The 17,282-nt window shown below is 67.6% G+C and carries 18 protein-coding genes; 6 read left to right on the top strand and 12 right to left on the bottom strand.

Features of this window, described 5'->3' with window-relative positions:
* Window positions 1-6: 6 nt before the first annotated feature.
* Window positions 7-837, bottom strand: a complete 831-nt coding sequence (locus tag YM304_RS21080; protein ID WP_015443762.1) for an arginase family protein — start codon at window positions 835-837, stop codon at window positions 7-9.
* 125 nt (window positions 838-962) lie between these two features.
* On the opposite strand from YM304_RS21080, the gene YM304_RS21085 reads away from it, so the two are divergent.
* Entirely contained in the window at window positions 963-1,424 is a 462-nt protein-coding gene (locus tag YM304_RS21085; RefSeq protein WP_015443763.1) for a hypothetical protein, read from the top strand.
* Between the two features lie 18 nt (window positions 1,425-1,442).
* Here YM304_RS21085 and YM304_RS21090 read toward each other — a convergent pair whose 3' ends face one another.
* Entirely contained in the window at window positions 1,443-1,769 is a 327-nt protein-coding gene (locus YM304_RS21090) for a zinc ribbon domain-containing protein YjdM (protein ID WP_015443764.1), read from the bottom strand.
* A gap of 74 nt (window positions 1,770-1,843) precedes the next feature.
* Here YM304_RS21090 and YM304_RS21095 point away from each other — a divergent pair, with 74 nt between their 5' ends.
* Entirely contained in the window at window positions 1,844-3,202 is a 1,359-nt protein-coding gene (locus tag YM304_RS21095; RefSeq protein WP_015443765.1) for an amidohydrolase family protein, read from the top strand.
* 44 nt (window positions 3,203-3,246) lie between these two features.
* Here the strand turns inward: YM304_RS21095 and YM304_RS21100 are convergent, their stop codons facing one another.
* From YM304_RS21100 to YM304_RS21110, 3 genes are all read right to left on the bottom strand, one after another.
* Window positions 3,247-4,632 carry an amidohydrolase family protein gene (locus YM304_RS21100; protein ID WP_015443766.1) on the bottom strand — a complete coding sequence of 462 codons (1,386 nt, stop codon included), beginning with the start codon at window positions 4,630-4,632 and terminating at the stop codon, window positions 3,247-3,249.
* A 73-nt stretch (window positions 4,633-4,705) separates the two neighbouring features.
* Window positions 4,706-5,785: a class I SAM-dependent methyltransferase gene (locus YM304_RS21105; protein WP_015443767.1), complete on the bottom strand. Its 1,080-nt coding sequence runs from the start codon at window positions 5,783-5,785 to the stop codon at window positions 4,706-4,708.
* A gap of 136 nt (window positions 5,786-5,921) precedes the next feature.
* Window positions 5,922-6,956, bottom strand: coding sequence for a quinone oxidoreductase family protein (locus YM304_RS21110; protein ID WP_015443768.1), 1,035 nt, complete (start codon window positions 6,954-6,956; stop codon window positions 5,922-5,924).
* A 116-nt stretch (window positions 6,957-7,072) separates the two neighbouring features.
* Between YM304_RS21110 and YM304_RS21115 the strand changes: the two genes are divergently transcribed.
* On the top strand, window positions 7,073-7,600 hold the full coding sequence (locus YM304_RS21115; protein ID WP_015443769.1) for a VOC family protein: 528 nt from the start codon (window positions 7,073-7,075) through the stop codon (window positions 7,598-7,600).
* 113 nt (window positions 7,601-7,713) lie between these two features.
* Here YM304_RS21115 and YM304_RS21120 read toward each other — a convergent pair whose 3' ends face one another.
* On the bottom strand, window positions 7,714-8,112 hold the full coding sequence (locus YM304_RS21120) for an MmcQ/YjbR family DNA-binding protein (RefSeq protein WP_015443770.1): 399 nt from the start codon (window positions 8,110-8,112) through the stop codon (window positions 7,714-7,716).
* A gap of 180 nt (window positions 8,113-8,292) precedes the next feature.
* Between YM304_RS21120 and YM304_RS21125 the strand changes: the two genes are divergently transcribed.
* Window positions 8,293-9,057 carry a Stf0 family sulfotransferase gene (locus tag YM304_RS21125; RefSeq protein ID WP_015443771.1) on the top strand — a complete coding sequence of 255 codons (765 nt, stop codon included), beginning with the start codon at window positions 8,293-8,295 and terminating at the stop codon, window positions 9,055-9,057.
* Between the two features lie 126 nt (window positions 9,058-9,183).
* Window positions 9,184-10,407, top strand: a complete 1,224-nt coding sequence (locus YM304_RS23335; RefSeq protein WP_015443772.1) for an HNH endonuclease signature motif containing protein — start codon at window positions 9,184-9,186, stop codon at window positions 10,405-10,407.
* Between the two features lie 112 nt (window positions 10,408-10,519).
* On the opposite strand, the gene YM304_RS21135 is transcribed toward YM304_RS23335, so the two are convergent.
* From YM304_RS21135 to YM304_RS21150, 4 genes are read right to left on the bottom strand one after another with little or no spacing between them, the layout of a single operon-like run.
* Window positions 10,520-11,536, bottom strand: coding sequence for an aldo/keto reductase (locus YM304_RS21135; protein WP_015443773.1), 1,017 nt, complete (start codon window positions 11,534-11,536; stop codon window positions 10,520-10,522).
* Between the two features lie 16 nt (window positions 11,537-11,552).
* Window positions 11,553-12,950 (bottom strand): amidohydrolase family protein, encoded by a 1,398-nt coding sequence (locus tag YM304_RS21140; protein WP_015443774.1) that lies wholly within the window; start codon window positions 12,948-12,950, stop codon window positions 11,553-11,555.
* Window positions 12,947-13,540 (bottom strand): HD domain-containing protein, encoded by a 594-nt coding sequence (locus YM304_RS21145; RefSeq protein WP_015443775.1) that lies wholly within the window; start codon window positions 13,538-13,540, stop codon window positions 12,947-12,949. Before YM304_RS21145 ends, YM304_RS21140 begins: the two co-directional genes overlap by 4 nt.
* A 60-nt stretch (window positions 13,541-13,600) precedes the next feature.
* Window positions 13,601-14,881, bottom strand: a complete 1,281-nt coding sequence (locus tag YM304_RS21150) for a mandelate racemase/muconate lactonizing enzyme family protein (protein ID WP_154723588.1) — start codon at window positions 14,879-14,881, stop codon at window positions 13,601-13,603.
* Between YM304_RS21150 and YM304_RS21155 the strand changes: the two genes are divergently transcribed.
* The gene (locus YM304_RS21155) at window positions 14,847-15,302 is read left to right on the top strand and encodes a VOC family protein (RefSeq protein WP_015443777.1); all 456 of its coding nucleotides are present in this window, start codon (window positions 14,847-14,849) and stop codon (window positions 15,300-15,302) included. The two genes, YM304_RS21150 and YM304_RS21155, sit on opposite strands and share 35 nt — an antisense overlap.
* Before the next feature lie 18 nt (window positions 15,303-15,320).
* On the opposite strand, the gene YM304_RS21160 is transcribed toward YM304_RS21155, so the two are convergent.
* Both YM304_RS21160 and YM304_RS21165 read right to left on the bottom strand, forming a co-directional pair.
* Window positions 15,321-16,337 (bottom strand): TauD/TfdA family dioxygenase, encoded by a 1,017-nt coding sequence (locus YM304_RS21160; RefSeq protein WP_083908527.1) that lies wholly within the window; start codon window positions 16,335-16,337, stop codon window positions 15,321-15,323.
* A gap of 8 nt (window positions 16,338-16,345) precedes the next feature.
* Window positions 16,346-17,281: an ABC transporter permease gene (locus tag YM304_RS21165; RefSeq protein WP_015443779.1), complete on the bottom strand. Its 936-nt coding sequence runs from the start codon at window positions 17,279-17,281 to the stop codon at window positions 16,346-16,348.
* Between the last annotated feature and the right edge of the window lies 1 nt (window position 17,282).

Raw genomic sequence — 17,282 nt, forward strand, 5'->3', positions numbered from 1 at the left:
CGAGCGTCAGCGCCGGGCGAGCATCGCCCCGGCGATCTCCTTGACCAGCTTGGCGCCGACCATCGCGGTCATGGCGACCAGGTCGCGCGACGGGTTCAGTTCGACGACGTCGGCGCCGACGAGCGGGCCGGGCAGCGCGTCGATCACGTCGAGCACCTCGCGGAACGTGAGTCCACCCGGCTCGTGGTGTGACACTCCCGGAGCGACCGACGGATCGAGACCGTCGAGGTCGACCGACAGGTAGATCGGCCCGGCGAGCGACGCCGCGTCGAAGCGATCGAGCTCGCGAGGGGTGAGCATCGTGACGTTCCAGCGCTCGCCCTGCTCGCGTTGGTGCGGCGTTGCCGTTCGGATCCCGAGTTGAATCAGCGACGTCATGCACCCGGCTTCGAGCGATCGGGCGAACGGTGATGCGTGGCTCAGCGGGTTGCCGTCGAGGTCGTCGTAGATGTCGGGGTGCGCGTCGATGTGGACCACCGTCAACGCGCCGCCCTCGACGTTGTACACGTCGCGGAACGCGCGCAGGATCGGGAACGTGATCGAGTGATCGCCGCCGATCGTGATCACCTGGCGGCCGGCTGCGAGTTGCTCGGCGACGGCCGCCGTGATCCGGTCGGCATCGTCGGTCGAACCGCGCTCGTTCGCCACCGGCAGGTCCCCGAGATCGTCGAGCTGCGGCACGACCTCGACCGAAGCCTCGGTGGCGTGATTGCCCGACCCCGAGTGCATCGCGGCGCGGATCGCTGCGGGCCCGGCTGCCGCTCCCAGGAGGTGCGACGAGTTGGCGTCGAGCGGGACGCCGAGCAGCGAGATCGGGACATCATCGGAAGCACGCACCCCACGAGTCTGCCCCGCCGTCGCTCGACCCGCTTGTTTCCCTTGGACCGGGACCGAAGGAAACAAGCGGATGTTTCCTTTGGACCGGGACCAAGGGAAACAAGCGGGTCGGTACCGTGGCGAGCATGGGCCGCCTCGACGACATCGGTGAACAAGACGGTTGGCGCTGCTGGCTCTGCGACGAACCGGTCGACGCCGACCGGTCGGTCAACGACGACCGCGGGCCGAGCGTCGACAGTCGCATGACCGACCGCAAAGCCAAGTCGAAGGGCAAGAAGAAGGGTGCGGCCGAGTTGACCGAACGGCTCGCGCACCGCTCGTGCAACACCGGCAAGGGCAACGTCGACGCGGTCGTCCCGTGGGCCGAGCACCTCTTCGTCGTCGATCCGTCGCCGATCATTCCCAGCGTCGAGCGCTTGGCGAACAAGGGAGGTCGCGAGGTGATGGCGCGCTGTCCGACGCGCAGCGACGCGCAGGAGGCTGCCGACTGGTTGATCGATCGGATCTCGCGGCTCGAACCCAGCCTCGACGTGCGCTCCGACATCGACGAGGGCGGCGGTCAGTTCCTCGTCGCGCTCCGCGCCTGACTGCGGCGCCCTGACGCGTCAGGCCTTCTTGACGAATGCGGCTCTGATCAGCAGTTGGCGACCGTCGACGCGGGCCTCGATCTCGTGGTCGCCGGGGACGAGTCGGATCGACTTGATCTTCGTGCCGACCTTGATGCCGCCGGCCTTGCCGTCGGTCTTGAGGTCCTTGATGATCGACACGGCATCGCCGTCGGCGAGCAGGTTGCCGTTGGCGTCGCGAATGTCGTCGAGCCCGTCGTCGGGAGCGGCGAGCCACTCGTGTCCGCAGGTGGCGCACTCGTAGCCGTCGGCGGCGAGCAGCGGGTCGGGCATCGTGCAGATCGGACAATTCGGCAGGTCGGCCATGTCGACGTTCTATCGTCCGCGCTGCGCATCGCCCCTGATGAGGACACCTGGGAAGTCACGGGTAGTTTCGGCTCATGCGGATCATCCGAGGCACGGTCGTCACGATGAACCCCGGTCGGGAGATCATCGACAACGGTGCGGTGCTGATCGACGGCACCGAGATCGCTGCGGTCGGCCGCTTCGACGAGGTGCGCGCCGCATCGCCCGATGCCAAGGTGAGCGGCAGCACGTCCGATCTCGTCGCGCCCGGCTACATCAACGGCCATCAGCATCTCACTGGCGACCGGCTCATCCAGTCGTCGATTCCCGACGACCTGCCACCTGGCGAGTCGATCTTCACCTGGGTCGTGCCCATCCACGCCGAGCACACCGGTGACGACGACGAGTTGTCGGCCACGCTCACGCTGGCCGAGTCGCTCACCAACGGCATCACCACGACGTTCGAGGCCGGCACGGTCGCGCATCCCGATCGCATCGCCCGAGCCGCGGAGAAAGTCGGCGCGCGCCTCACGATCGGCACGTGGGGATGGGACATCGAAGAGGGTCCGTTCGTCGGATCGGTCGACGAGGTCGTCGACCGCCAGCGACGGATGCTCGACCTGCCGACCGGGCCGCTCGTGTCGGGCTGGGTGAGCCTGGTCGGCCACGATCTGATGTCGGACGAATTGGTCGTCGCCGCCACCGAGTTGGCCCGCTCACGGCAGGTGGGGATGACGTTCCACCTCTCCCCCAGCACCAGCGACACCGAGAGCTACCTGGCTCGCACCGGTCGGGCACCGGTCGTGCATCTCGATTCGCTCGGGGTGCTCGGTTCACACCTCGCGATCGCTCACGGCGTCCACCTCGACGACGACGAGGTCGCCCTGCTCGTCGGCAGCCGCACCGGCGTCATCTCGTGCCCGTGGGCGTACCTCCGACTCGGGCAGGGTCTGGCTCGCGAGTTCCGCCATCTCGATCTGTGGCGCGACGGCGGACGTCTCGCGCTCGGCTGCGACTCCGAGAACGCCGGCGACATGGTCGACGGGCTCCGCGCCGCCGCGTTGTTCGCCGGCATGGCCAAAGAACGCGACCTCGACCCGACGGTGTTCGGCGCCCACGACGCGCTCGAACTCCTCACGATCCGCGGCGCCGAAGCGCTGGGTGTCGACGACCGCGTCGGGTCGATCGAGGTCGGCAAGCAGGCCGACCTCGTCGTGCACGACCGGTCACGCCTCGAGTGGATTCCGCAGAGCCCCGACCCGGTGTTGCAGCTGGTGTGGGGCTCCGACGGTCGGTCGGTGCGCGACGTGTACGTGGCCGGCGAACAGGTCGTGGCCGACAAGCAGATCACCGCCATCGACGTGCACGCGCTCACCGACGACGCGGTCGCCGCGGGCGCCGCCCTGCGCACCCGCGCGGGCATCGACGACGTCAGCCGCTGGCCCAAGATCTGACCAAGTTGATTACATCGCTCCGGGAGCCGCGTAACCAGGCTGGCTCAGAGGACGGGCCATTTGGCTTTGTCGGGGAGGCCTGAGCGGGCGGTGATCGCTTCGCCGGCGCGCTGGCAGCGGTCGTAGAAGGTGCCTTCGTCGATCGTGGTCATCTGACCGGCCTCGACGACCTTGACGCCGTCGACGAACACGGTGTGCACGCCGCGTCCGTCGGCCGACCAGACGAGTTGGTTGGCCACGTTGAGGAGCGGACGCCACTCGGGACGGTCGGTGTCGTGCAGCACGATGTCGGCGCGCTTGCCGACTTCGAGCGAGCCGATCGTGTCCTGCATCCGCATCGTCTTGGCACCGCCGAGGGTGGCCATCTCGTAGGCCATCTCGGCGGGGAACATCTGCGGGTCCTGACGAGCATCTTTGAACAGCCCGGCGACGAGATAGGTCGCCCGCATCAGGTCGGAGTAGTTCGACGCGTTGTTGCCGTCGGTGCCGATGCTGACGTTGACGCCGGCTTTGACCATCTCGGGCATCTTGCCGATCTGGGTGACGCCGTAGCTGACCTTGAGCGCGGTGGTCGGACAGTGCGCGACCGACACGCCGGCCTCGGCCATGATCGCGAGTTCCTGGTCGTCGACCTGGACGCAGTGGGTGATGGCGACGTCGTCGCGAAGGATGCCCAGTTCGGCGAGGTGAATCATCGGGCGGTGACCGAACTCGGCGACGAAAGCTTCGGGGTCGAGCTTGGCGGGCGACATGTGGAAGCTCATGCCGGTGCCGTGCTCGTCGGCGAGTTCGCGCGCCGCCTTCCACAGCGGGTCGGAGGCGGTGGTGTGGCCGACGAGGATCGACCAGGTGCCGAGGCGTCCGTCGGCGACCGACGCGTGGTCGACCAGTTGTTGCTGCAGCATGTCGATCGCCGCATCGGTGTTCTGCTTGTAGACGTCGGGTTCGGGCGGGAGGTCCCAGACCCAGTTGCCGACACGTCCGCGAATGCCGACCTCGACGAGGCCGTCGATCACGTCGTCGAGGAACCGGATCGTGCCGGCTTCGAGGAACGTGGTGGTGCCCGACTTGAGCATCTCGACCGCGGCGAGCTGCGCTGACAGGCGCTCCTCTTCGGCGGTGAACACCGAGTAGAGCGGGCAGAGCCACATGAACACGTTCTCTTCGAACGGGGTGTCGTCGGGGACGTAGCCGCGGGTGAGCGGTTCGCCTGTGATGTGGATGTGCGTGTTGACCATGCCCGGCGTGACGACGAATCGGTCGCTGCCGACGGTCTGCTTCGGGGCGTAGATGGCTTCGAGGTCGCTCTGCTTGCCGACGTCGACGATCTCGTTGCCGCGCACGGCGACCGCGCCGTGGCGGATGACGTCACGCGTCGGGTTCATCGTGACGACGTGGCTTCCGACGATGAGGGTGTCGATCTCGATCATGAAACGGTGCTCCTGGGTGCTGGGCGTGAAGGTCGGCAGGCGGGTCGTCGGGACGAGCGCGCAGCGGGGCTGGTCATCGTGGTCTGCTCGCAACGAAGCTCTGCTGGAATCCGATGGGCTCGACGAGCCGCAGGTCGATGAATCCGGCGTCGCGGAGCCACTCGGAGAACTCCTGATGCGTGAAGCAGAAGCCCTTCTCGGTGCTCGCCATCATCGTGGTGCCCATGATCACGGCGTGTGGGTTGAACTTGCGTTCGATGTCGGTGAAGTAGTCGGCGAGGACGAGGCGGCCTTCGGGTTTGAGCGCTTCGAAGGCGCGCTCGATCAGGTGGCGGGCACCGTCGGCGCCTTCGGTGCGACACACGTGGCCGAGCACGACGATGTCGTAGTGGCCGGCCTCGATGTCGATCGTGTGGAAGTCGCCCGGCCGGAACTCGCAGCGATCGGCCACGCCGTGTTCGGCGGTCTTGGCCTGGGCGACGTCGATCACGCCGGGGAGGTCGTTGACGACCGCTGATCCGTCGGGGCATCCGTTGAGCATCGCGATCGACCAGGGGGCGCCACCGGCGCCGAGATCGAGGATCTTCGGTGCGCGCATCGCCGAGTACCTGATCTTCAGATCCGCGCGGGTCGCGCAGCGGAACATCGTGGTGAACGTTCCTTCGACGAGCGGCACGTAGAAGCCGACAGGATCGTCTTCGATCGGCGTGGCCGGGCGACCGCTGCGGACCGTGTCGGCGAGTTGCGTCCAGTTCTCGTGCGGTCCGGGCGCCATCGGGATGAGCCCCGCCATCGACGCCGGGCCGTCGGACACCAGGTAGCGCTTGGCGGCGTCGTTGAGTTCGTAGACGTCGGTGAACTGGTCGAGCAAGTCGAGTGCGACCACGCCGTCGAGGAGCGATCGGACGTGGTCGACCGGTGCGTCGAGCGCGTCGGCGATCACGTCGACGGTCGACGGACCGAGACGCTGCATCGTGTCGAACACGTCGAGTTCGAGCGCGGCGAGGAGGATGTAATAGCGGCCGAGCCCTTCGATCGCCGCCCACACCGGCGCGGCCGGCGGCGGTTTGTAGTCGGTCCAGGGGCGGCCGACGTGGGCCATCGTGTGGGTCTTCTTCAGCTCCGGGTACGGAGCGTCGCGAGGCTCGAACACGATCAGACGCTCGGCCCGGTTGTTTCCCTCGGACCGGGACGGCGAGAAACATCCGCTTGTTTCCCTTGGACCGGGACGGCGAGAAACATCCGCTTGTTTCCCTTGGACCGGGACGAAAAGAAACATCTCATGACGGTCACGGGGTGAGGATGATCTTGCCGAAGAAGTCGCTCTGCAGCATCTTGTCTTGCGCCGCACCGGCATCGGCCAGCGCAAAGGTCGAGTCGATGACGACCTCGAAGTCGCCATTGCAGAAGGTGTCCCACACGGGGCCGAACTCCTCCGGGCGATACGGGTCGGAGCCCATGATCTTGATGCCCGAGTGGAACAGGTGGCCGAGCGACGGGATCGTGGCCTCGTCGCCCGACGAGTTGCCGCAGTTGACGAGTCGGCCGTGGATGGCGAGCGCGAAGAGCGACGGGCCGAACAGGGCGGTGCCGACGTGGTCGAAGACCATGTCGACGCCGACGCCCTCGGTGACCTCGCGGGCGAATGCGGTGATGTCGGTGGTGCGGTTGTTGGCGACGTGATCGGCGCCGAGGGCGAGCGCCCGTTCACACTTCTCGTCGGTGCCGGCGGTGGCGAGCACCGTGGCGCCGGCGTTCTTGGCGAGCTGGATGCCGGCGGTCGACACGCCCGATCCGGCGGCGTGGATCATCACGGTTTCACCGGCGACGAGGTTGCCGACGTCGAAGAGCGCGTGGGCGGCGGTGAGGTAGACGGTCGGGAAGGTCGAGGCGTGGGCGAACGACATCGAGTCGGGAATCGCGTAGACGTGCGAGGCCGGCACGAGGCACTTCTCGGCGTAGCCACCGTCGACCGTGCTGCCGATCACGCCCAGGTCGCCGTAGAGGTCGCCGCGTCCGGCGAGCTTGGAGTTGTCGGCGACGCCGGCGAGTGACGGGTCGGCCACGACACGGTCGCCCACCTTCACGCCGGTCACCGCGTCACCGACGGCCGAGACGGTGCCTGCGACGTCCATCCCCGCGATGTGCGGGTACGTGAAGCCGGGCATCTGGAACCAGCCGTTGCGCTGGACGACGTCGAGTCGGTTGAGCGAGGTGGCGGCGACGTCGATCACCACATCGCCCGGGCCGGGCTCGGGATCGGCGACATCGACGTACTCGAAGACCTCGGGGCCTCCGGGCTCGTTGTACAACATGGCTTTCATCGGCGTTCCCCTTGCTCTGGCATCGACTCGTTGTCACACTCTATGGTAAGACCATCAGTCCAAACCGATTCTTGCTCACGCTAGTTTGACGGTCTCAACTCGCTCAAGGGGGCACCATGTCGTATCCAAACACGCTCGTCTTCGTCGATTTCGCATCTGACGACGTCAACGCTGCACGCAAGTTCTACTCCGAGGTCTTCAACTGGGAGGTCGAGGACCGCATCGCCGACACGTTCGCTCGGATCGTGCCCGGCCAGAACCAGAAGATCGACGACGGCACGCAGGGCCCCAACGGCAACCTGCACATGGGCATCTCCAACGCCGCCGACTACCGCCCTCGTCCGCCGAGCGCTCCGAAGGAGCCGACCAACCTCAACCCGGGTGGCCGCGGCACGCGCGCCTGGATCCTGGTGAGCGACGACGACTCGTTCGAGCGCATCCTCGACACGGCCGTCAGCCTCGGCGCGACCGAGCTGTGGCGTGACCACTTCTGGACGGAGTTCGGTGGCGCCAACGCCTCGTTCGTCGACCCGTGGGGCAACCAGATCATGCTCTGGGCCCACCTCGACGGCGTGGAAGTCGACGAAGAGACGCACGAAGTCATCGGTGACGCAGCCCTGCCCGACGGCTGGACCATCGAATAGATCTCGCGGGAGGGACTTCCCCGAGACATCGCTGCCCTCGCCCGGCCACGACCATGCGGCCAGGGCGAGGGCACCGATTGCCCGACTGCTGGTCGAGCCTCCGCCCGAGCGGTTCAGTCGGCGCGCTGCTGAGCGAGGTAGCCCTGAGCCAGCGGTTCGGGGGCACAGGCCAACCAGGCGTCGATGATCGCTTCGGCGAGCACGCCTGAGTCGACCACGTCGAGTTGGATCAGGATCGCCGGGTAGTCGGCGAAGTGCGAGATGGTGAACACGCCGTCGTTCCCGGCGTCGAGCGCTGCTGCCTTGTCGTCGAGGCCGTCGACGGCGAGCGCCAGAATCGGGCCCTGCGGCACCGGGTCGTCGCCGAATCGCTTGATGTCGGCCTTCGAGAACGGCCGCTCCCAGGCGAACCCCGTGCCGTCGACGAACCAGGTCGGCCGGCCGTACCGAGTGCCCTCGACGACCTCCGGCAGCACCGTGATCAGATCGATCGCGTCGTCGAGCGTGGCCACACACCCACGCTAGTTCGCACGAACGAGCCCGCCCGTCGCGTCGGCTTTCCGAGAATCCGACCATCTCGTCGACGCCGTCGTCACTACGTTGATCCGCATGGCGACGCGGGTTCTGAACACCGCGGTGGGTCGGCCTGCGACCCACCGGGACGAGCGCGACCGCACGAGCGAGCCATCGCCATGACGACCGCTCCGACCTCGGGCTATCTGCTGTGCGCGTCTCCACGAAGTGGATCGACACTGCTCTGCGACCTGCTGACGCGCAGCGGGGTCGCTGGGGCCCCGGCCTCGTACTTCCGGCCTGAGTCGATCCCCGTCTACGCCGACGACTGGGGCAGCGACGGCGGGCGCGCCGGATGGGGCAACTCCTATCTCGAGGCGGTGCGCGTCCACGGCACGGGCGACACCGCCCGCTTCGGGATGCGAATCATGTGGACCGACATGCCGCCGTTCCTGCAGCGACTCGCCGACGTCGAACCCGGCGGAGGCAACGACCGCGAGCGACTGCATTCGGCCCTCGGGGTGGAACGGTTCGTGCATCTCTCGCGGCACGACAAGGTGGCCCAGGCCGTCTCGCTCGTGATCGCGGCACAGACCGGCCTCTGGCATCGACATGCCGACGGAACCGTTCGCGAGGGTCACGAACCGGCTCGGCGACCTCGCTACGACTTCGACCTGATCGCCGACGCGCTGGCGATGCTCGTGGGGGAAGAGCGAGGCTGGCTGCGATGGTTCTCGACGCAGTCGATCGTGCCGTTCAGCCTCACCTATGAGGCGTTGTCGTCCGACCCGTCGGGAAGCACCCGAGCCGTGCTCGACCATGTCGGGGCGAGCCCCGTCGACCTGCCCGACGTGACCGCCGCCGGGACGGCGAAGGTGGGCACGCTCGTGAACACCGAGTGGGCGAAACGATTCGAATCCGAACGCCACGCACGTGACAGGTAGCGCCCCCGTCATCCGGTGTCAGACACCGAATGACGCAGGATCAGCGCGTCGATCGTGGTGTTGTCGTGACGAACATTTGTTCGATTCAACGTTGTTTGAGCTGGGGTGACCGCGTATGATGTGTTCATGGTCGCTGCAGATCTCTCTCCACGTGGGGTGGTCGAGGGGCTGGCGGCTGCGGTCGATTCTGTGGCGCGACTCGAACTCGATGAGGTCGCCGCGGGAGAGGCCCCCGGCACATTGATCGAGTTGGCGCGGCTCGCTGATCGGTTGAACGGCGAGATCGCACGCGTCGCCGATCACGTCGCGTCGGGCGCCGAGTGGCGGGAGTCCGGGGCCACGTCGGCCGCCGCGTTCTTGTCGAAGGCGACCGGCATGGCGTGGGGCCGAGCTCGCGACACGATCGGCTTGGGATCGGCGATGGCCGAGTGCCCGGCGCTCGACGATGCGGTACGAGCCGGCCGACTCAGCCCGGCTGCGGCGCTGAAGGTCGTGCCGGCCCTCGACGATGACGGGTTCGGCGACGTCGCGGAGGAGTTGATCGCCGAACTGGTCGGCATGACGCCCACTCGCGCCGAGCAACACGTCGAGGTCTGGCGTGCTGTCGTCGACCCGATAGACGACACCGAACGGCGGCGCCGAGCCGAGGACGGCCGCTGCTTGTCGTTCCGCCCGGCGGGCGACGGCATGACCCACATCAGCGGTGTCGTCCCCAACCGGATCGCACAGTCGCTGCGTCGATCGCTGAAACACCTCGCCGATCAGCAACGCACCGATCAGAGCGACCGGACGACACAGCAACGACGCGTCGACGCGCTCGGCGACCTGATGTCGGCGTTCGAACGCGGCGAGGTCACCGGCGGACGCAACCTGCCTCGAATCATCGCCACCATGACGGTCGATGACCTCGAGTCACGCTCGGGCGTCGCCACCGGCAGCTTCGGCGAGACGCTCACATCGTCGGAGATCGACCGGTTGTGCTGCGACGCGGTGATCCACCGCTACGTCGCCGACCAAGACGGCGCCGTCCTGAACTTCGGGCGTGGCCGTCGCACCGCGTCACCGCAACAGTTCTTGGCGCTCACCGCCCGCGACGGCGGGTGCCGGCATCCCGGTTGTGACCGGCCACCTGAGTGGTGCGAAGCCCATCACCTTCGAGAATTCGCGGCCCGTGGCGGGCTCACCGATGTCGACGAGATGGTGCTGCTGTGCCATCACCATCACCACGCCCTCCACGACCATGCCTGGACCCTCTCGGGCACATCGACCCACCTCGTGTTCACCTCACCTGGCGGCAACCGACTCCACTCCGTCCTTCAAGGCGGGCGGAAGCAACGGAGCGCCGCCTGACCACAGCGCTCTCCCCCGACGCGTCACGACGAACGACAACGTTCCACTCACGACGCGCCGAACCGACGGCTCCTTGACAACCGACGACCCGGCCGGCCGGCCCAGGCTCGACTCAGCGACGGCGCTGTTCGGCGGCGAGACCGGGTGACACCCAGCCGACGTCGGCCGGGTTGATGGTGGTGCCGGGGGCGACGACGGTGTCGATCGCGTCGAGCACATCGTCGTCGAGCACGACGTCGGCGGCGCCGAGTAGATCGGCCAACTGTTCTTCGGTGCGAGGCCCGATGAGCGCGCAGGTCACGCCGGGATGCTGCACGACGAAGGCCAATGCCATGTGCGTGAGCGGAAGCCCGGCGTCGTCGGCGATCTGCTGGAGCGCTTCGACGGCGGTGAACTTCGCCTCGTTGCTCCCGTCGAAGTGGTCGGGGTTCGTGTCGGCACGACTGCCCGCCGGCGCCGCCTGATCGCGCCGATACTTGCCGGTCAGCCAACCGCCCGAGAGCGGACTCCACACCAGCGTGCCCATGCCGTGGCGTCGTACGGCGGGCAGCACCTCACGCTCGATGCCGCGACACAAGATCGAGTACGGCGGCTGCTCGGTGTGCGGGCCGACCGCCCCACGGCGACTCGCCGCCCACTGTGCTTCGACGATCTCGTCGGCCGGAAAGGTCGACGTCCCCCACGCACGGATCTTGCCGGCGCGCACCAGGTCGGTCAGCGCGTCGACGGTCTCGTCGATAGCGGTGTCGGGATCGGGGCGATGCACTTGGTACAGGTCGATGTGGTCCACACCGAGACGACGGAGGCTGTCGTCGATGGCGGTCATGATCCAACGACGGCTGTTGCCCCGTCGGTTCGGATCGTCGTGATCGCCGACCGGATGGTGGAACTTCGTGCACAGCACCACGTCGTCACGACGGCCTGCGATCGCAGCGCCGACGATCGTCTCGTTCTCGCCGGCGCCGTACACGTCGGCCGTGTCGACGAGGTTCACCCCACCGTCGATCGCCTGGTTGATGATGCGGTGGCACGCCGCCATGTCGGTGTTGCCCCAGGCGCCGAGCACCATGGTGCCGAGGCCGAAGCGACTGACGTGCATTCCTGTTCGTCCGAGTGGGCGATGTTCCATGAGGTCTCCTGTCGTGTCAGCGGGCGTCGTGGTGTGGCCAGCGATGCGGTGCGGTGATGCCCGCACGGGCGAGCAGCGAGTCGTGTTGCTGCTGCGCCTGTTCGTACAGCGCCGGTTCGTCGACGGTGACGCAACGGCTGTTCTCCACCACCATCCGGCCGTCGACCATCACGTCGCGGACGCTCCGGCCGTCGGTGCCCCACACGAGTTCGAGGCCGGGGTCGCGGCGCGGCATCCAGGCGGTGGTCGAGGTGTCGTGCACCACGATGTCGGCCTGCTTGCCGACTTCGAGCGATCCGATGCGATCGTCCATGCCGATGGCCTTGGCGCCACCGATCGTCGCCATCTCGAACGCGTCGTGCGCGCCGAACGACATCGTGTCGAGTTGCGCGTCGCGGGCGATGCCGGCAGCCACGGCCGCGGTACGCAGGATGTCGGTGCTGTCGCCGGCGTTGGCGGCGTCGCAGCCGAGCGCAACGCGGCCGCCGCGTCGAGCGATCTCGCCGTGTCGACCGTGACCGCACACGCCTTGTCCGAGGCGCAGGTACGCCCACGGGCAGTAGGCGAGCGCGGTGTCGGTGCTGAGCAGCACGTCGATCTCGTCGTCGTCGAGCCACACGCCGTGTGCGATGAGCAGGTGCGGGCCGAGCACGCCGAGGTCGTTCAGGTGCACGAGTGGGCGGCGGCCGGTGCGCGCCAGGTACTGCTCGGGGTCGGACGACGTGGGCGACATGTGCATCGTCATCCCGGTGCCGACGCTGCGCGCCAGATCGGAGGCGCCGGCGAGGAGTTCGTCCGACGCCAGGTTGTGTCCGACGAGGGTGACCCAGCCTTCGATCAACCCGCCCGACGGATACTGCGACACGACGTGGCGCTGTCGGTCGAGCACCTCGGCGGCAGGCGCGGCGAAGGGGCCTTCTTCGATGTCCCAACCCCACACGCCGACCGTGGCACGGATGCCCACTGCGTCGAGCCCGACCGCCACGCGGTCGACGTCGGCGATGGTGCCGGCTTCGACCACGGTGGTGATGCCGTTGCGGACGCAGTCGACCGCGGCGACCGTGGCCGACACCTCGTCGTCGTCGGGGCTGTGGGCGCCGTGCAGCGGCACACTCCACTCGAAGATCGATGCACCCGCCGGAAGCAGATCGGGGATGCAGCCGCGCACCAATGGTCCACCGGTGAGGTGGTGGTGTGCGTTGACCAGGCCGGGCGTGACGATGCAGCCCGTGGCGTCGATCGTCGAGGTGATCGTGTCGGCGTGCGCCGCTTCGAGTTCGGAGGTCGATCCGACCGCGATGATGCGATCGGCTTCGACCACGACCGACCCGCCGACGAGCACGTCGCGCTGCGGGTTCATCGTGACGACATCGCCACCTCGGATGAGGGTGCGGCCGATGCTGGCGGAGCTCACCCGCGGCGCGGCGGAGCGGAGAAGATCTCGCGCACCATCGGCTCGAAGTGCTCGAGCGGGAACGTGTCGTAGTCGGGATCGAACGCCTCTTGATCCCAGACGTCGACGAACTCTTCGGCCGCCTCGTAGAACTCGTGACCGACGTGCTTGCGGCGCATCTCGGGGTCGAGCCCGATGCGGCCGTAGTAGTGGCGGCCTTGGAAGTCCTGGTGGTACTTGACGATCCAGTACGCCTTCTCGCTGACCCACGGGCGGATCATCTCGGCACCGACGGCCGGGTGGTTGGCGTTGCTGAGGATCTTGCCGATGTCGTGGCACAGCGCGGTGACGATCATCTCGGTGTCGGCGCCGGCGCGTTCGGCACGGGTGGCCGTCTGCAACGAGTGCTCGAGCTGGTTGACCGCGAAGCCCTGGACGTAGCCCTCGAGCGTGCGCAACATCGAGAGGATGCGGTCGGGGACCTTCGTCAGGTCTTCGTCGAGGTGACCTTCGATGTAGGTCATGTAGTCGGCGCTGAAGTCGGCCATCGCCGTGCCGATCTCGCCGTCGTATTCGGCGGGATTGTCGGTGGTGTTCTCCGTGGTGGTCATCTGCTTGCTCCCTAGTGGTAGAAGGTGTGCTGTTTGGGTGTCACGTTCTGGATGTCGCGTTCAGCGGTCGCCGACGAAGCGGTCGGGCAGGCCACCCGTGGTGCCCGCGGCGCGGGCGCCAGGCGCTTCGTACGGATGAGCGGCGACGGCGGCTTCGTCGAGATCGACGCCGAGGCCGGGGCCATCGGGAATGGCGAGATGGCCGTCGGTGATGGCGGAGAGCCCGAGGTCGGCACCGGTGCCGAAGGTCTTCCACACCGGCAGCAGCGTCGGCGGAAATTCGATGGCGCGGATCGCCGACACCGTGGCGGCGAGGTGCAGGTTCGCCGCGAGCGAGATCGGGCCGGCACACACGTGCGGCACGACACGCACGCCGAACGACGCGGCGCTGGCTGCCATGTCTCGCGCTGCGCTCAGGCCGCCGGCGGTCGACGCATCGGGCTGCAGGATGTTGAGTCGACCCCGGCGCATTGACTCGATGGCCTCGTCGTTGCCGAACAGGTGCTCGCCGTAGGCGATGGCCACCGGTGACCGGCGCACGAGTTCTTCGATGCCTGCGTGGGCGCCCTGCGGCAGCGGCTCTTCGAGCCAGCGCACGTCGAGGTCGGCGAGCGCGTGCGCGAGTTCGAGCGCGGTCGACAGCGTGTAGGTCTCACTGCCGTCGACCATCATCTCGATGCCGTCGCCGAGCAGCGCCTTGAGTTCGGTCATGGTGGCGATGTCGTCGCGCCACTCGGGACCGGTGCGAACCTTCACCATCCGCACACCCGCCTCGAGGAACGGCCGCAGCTTCTCGGCGTGGAACGCCGCCGGCCCTTCTTCGAGGAAGCCCGACGAGGCATAGACCTCGATCGAGTCGCGGACTCGGCCGATCTGCGAACTCACGGAGCGACCATTCGACTTGGCGAGGAGGTCCCACATGGCGATCTCGAGTGCACTGCGAGCCTGCGGGCCGACCCACTGGTCGCCGAGTCGACGACGGGTGAACAGCCGCATCCGATCGGCGAGTGGACCGACCGCCTCGAGTTCTTCACCGATCAGCAGCGGGGCGAGCACGTCGTCGATCACGGTGGCCAACACCGATGCGTACGAGCAGCCGTAGCTGTCGCAGGCTTCGCCGTAGCCGACGAGTCCGTTGTCGCCTTCGACGCGCACGAAGAGGAACGACATCCGTTCGCGGTCGGTGCCGAACGTGACCGGAAGTGCGGTGATGGCGTGAATACGAATGACGGTTCCCCCCTGAGTTGCTGGTGAGCCTGAACTCACCCCTGGACTGATGGTCAGACCAATCTCTATAGTAGGCGACATGAACCGACCACCGCAATCACTTCTCACCCACATCGCGCTGCCGGTGCGTGACCTCGCCGCCACGCTCGCGTTCTACGAGAAGTACACGACGCTGGTCAACATCCACGAGCGTCACGACCCCGAGACCGACCTCCGCACGGCGTGGCTCGCGAACGAGTCCGACGTGGCCGACTCCGAGGTGGCCCGGTTCGTCATCGTGCTCATCGAAGGCAAACTGCCCACCGCCATCACCGGCGACATCAAGGAGGAGTACGGCTTCCTCACCTCGATCAGCCACCTCGGCATCTCGTGCAACACCCGCGAAGAGGTCGACGAGATCGCGGCCATGGCCAAGGAGGAGGGCAACCTGCTGCTCGGGCCGATGTACCGCAACGAAGTGGTCGGCTACATCTGCATCGTCACCGACCCCGACGGCAACAACATCGAGTTCTCCGTCGAACAAGTCCTCGGCTGACGCGAGCGTCACGTTCGGTCAGGTCGCGATCGAGCGCGACACGAAGCCGACGTCGCGGAACACACCGGGCAACCCGATGTCGTCGCGGTACACCAGCCACATCCGCAGCAGTTCGCGTCTGCGGCTCGGCTCGGGCCAGTCGACGTACTCGGTGCGGGCGTGCATGATCTTCGTGTTGTCGAGGAACTGGATGTCGCCCGGCTGGAAGTTCATGTCGAGCGCCATGCCGGGTGACCTGGTCACCTCGTCGAACAGGTCGAGCACGGCCACCTGATCGGTGGTGAGCGGCGCGACGTCGGGCGATTCGATCGGTGCGAGTTCGGTGTACTTGCGGCCGTACCGGGTGAACAGTGAGCCACCCGTGGCGAGTGCACAGATCGGCGTGTGGGTGACGCTGCCGTCGACCGGGTTGACGATCGGCCACGGCTCGTGCAGCAGCGCGGCGAGGTCGGGGCGGCGACGGACGATCTCGTCGTGCACCGCCGTCGACGACACGATCGTGCTGGTGCCACCTTCCATCGCCGGCCGCAAGCAGTAGAGCGCCACCACGTCCGACGAGTCGGTGTGGTAGTCGAGATCCGCGTTGGTCTCGTAGGCCCGCACGCCGAACTCGTCGAAGCTCTTGCCCTGGTCGCGGACGTGGATCAACACGTCGCGCGCGGCGTTCTGATGCAGCGGAGCGCCGACGTGCACACCGATCATCCAGGCGAGCACCTGGTGTTCGACGTCGTCGAGGTCGGCGACCGGCAAGCCGCGGACGAGCGCGAATCCTCGGCCGTCGACCAGCGCGGCGCGGATGCCTGCGGCGAGTTCGGCGACCGGGGCGAGGTCGACATCGGCTCGACCGATGTCGGGCAGACCTCGCTCGCCGTCACGGATCGACGCGGCGAGGCCACGTGCGTGCTCGATCACGAGATCGACGTCGTCGAGACGATGGATCCAGTCGTGGTCGGCAGCGATCTGCTCGCCGACCCAGGCCGCGGCACCGCCCACCACCTCGGGAGGACGAGGTGAGGGCGGCCGGGGTGAGGTCACGGCTCCTGCTACTTGAGGCCGCGTACGAAGGGTTGTGCCAGCGCAGCGGGTGCACGCACTCGGCTGGCGAAGAGCGTCATCGCCAACACCGTGACCAGGAACGGCAGGGAGGCCAGCAGGTCGCCGCTCAACTCGTGGCCGAGTGCCGGCAGCGACAGGCGGAACGAGAGCACGATGCCGAACAGCAGGCACCCGGCGAGCGTGCCGCGCAGCGTCCAGCCACCGAAGATCACCGTGGCCAGCGCGATGAAGCCGCGCCCGCCGACGAGTGAGTCTTCGAACTGTCCGACCGCGGCGAGCATGAGGTAGGCACCGCCGATGCCCGACGTGCAACCGACCACGTAGATGCCCTGACGGCGACGCTTGTTGACGTCGATGCCCGACACGTCGGCGGCCTGCGGGTCTTCGCCGCTCGCCCGGAGCTCGAGGCCCCAGCGGGTGCGGTACACACTCCACCAGCACAGCAGACCGACCGGCAGGATCAGGTAGAAGATCCACGACCGGTCGAACAACGCTTCGCCGACGAGTGGGATGTCGGCCAGCAGCGGGATCCGCTGCGAGCCGGCGCGATGACCGCCCGGGTCGATCTCGGAGTCGAGGAAGCTCGCCAGTCCCAACACCAGGATGTTCAGCGTCAAGCCGACCACGAACTGGTTCGCGGTGAGCCGGTGACTCATGTTCGCCTGGATCAGCGACACGCCGACGCCGGCGAGTGCCGCCATCGCCACCGCCGCGATCTCGTTGGAGGTGATCTCGTAGCCGACCGCGGCGGCGAAGGCGCCGCTCAGCAGCATGCCTTCGACCGAGATGTTCAAGGTGCCCGACCGCTCGGCCACCCATTCGCCCGTTGCCCCGAACGCGAGGAACACCGCGAACGTCAACGCGTTGATGTACGCGGTCTCCGACGAGATGACGTCGACGACTGCACTGAAGAAATCGCCCATG

The organism is Ilumatobacter coccineus YM16-304, from assembly GCF_000348785.1.
Lineage (GTDB): Bacteria > Actinomycetota > Acidimicrobiia > Acidimicrobiales > Ilumatobacteraceae > Ilumatobacter_A > Ilumatobacter_A coccineus.

Excerpts from the sequence above, each read along its gene's own strand:
- YM304_RS21085 (WP_015443763.1), top strand. The coding sequence starts at position 963 with ATGGGCCGCCTCGACGACATCGGTGAACAAGACGGTTGGCGCTGCTGG.
- YM304_RS21090 (WP_015443764.1), bottom strand. The coding sequence starts at position 1,769 with ATGGCCGACCTGCCGAATTGTCCGATCTGCACGATGCCCGACCCGCTG.
- YM304_RS21095 (WP_015443765.1), top strand. The coding sequence starts at position 1,844 with ATGCGGATCATCCGAGGCACGGTCGTCACGATGAACCCCGGTCGGGAG.
- YM304_RS21100 (WP_015443766.1), bottom strand. The coding sequence starts at position 4,632 with ATGATCGAGATCGACACCCTCATCGTCGGAAGCCACGTCGTCACGATG.
- YM304_RS21110 (WP_015443768.1), bottom strand. The coding sequence starts at position 6,956 with ATGAAAGCCATGTTGTACAACGAGCCCGGAGGCCCCGAGGTCTTCGAG.
- YM304_RS21115 (WP_015443769.1), top strand. The coding sequence starts at position 7,073 with ATGTCGTATCCAAACACGCTCGTCTTCGTCGATTTCGCATCTGACGAC.
- YM304_RS21125 (WP_015443771.1), top strand. The coding sequence starts at position 8,293 with ATGACGACCGCTCCGACCTCGGGCTATCTGCTGTGCGCGTCTCCACGA.
- YM304_RS23335 (WP_015443772.1), top strand. The coding sequence starts at position 9,184 with ATGGTCGCTGCAGATCTCTCTCCACGTGGGGTGGTCGAGGGGCTGGCG.
- YM304_RS21135 (WP_015443773.1), bottom strand. The coding sequence starts at position 11,536 with ATGGAACATCGCCCACTCGGACGAACAGGAATGCACGTCAGTCGCTTC.
- YM304_RS21145 (WP_015443775.1), bottom strand. The coding sequence starts at position 13,540 with ATGACCACCACGGAGAACACCACCGACAATCCCGCCGAATACGACGGC.
- YM304_RS21155 (WP_015443777.1), top strand. The coding sequence starts at position 14,847 with ATGAACCGACCACCGCAATCACTTCTCACCCACATCGCGCTGCCGGTG.
- YM304_RS21150 (WP_154723588.1), bottom strand. The coding sequence starts at position 14,881 with ATGTGGGTGAGAAGTGATTGCGGTGGTCGGTTCATGTCGCCTACTATA.
- YM304_RS21165 (WP_015443779.1), bottom strand. The coding sequence starts at position 17,281 with ATGGGCGATTTCTTCAGTGCAGTCGTCGACGTCATCTCGTCGGAGACC.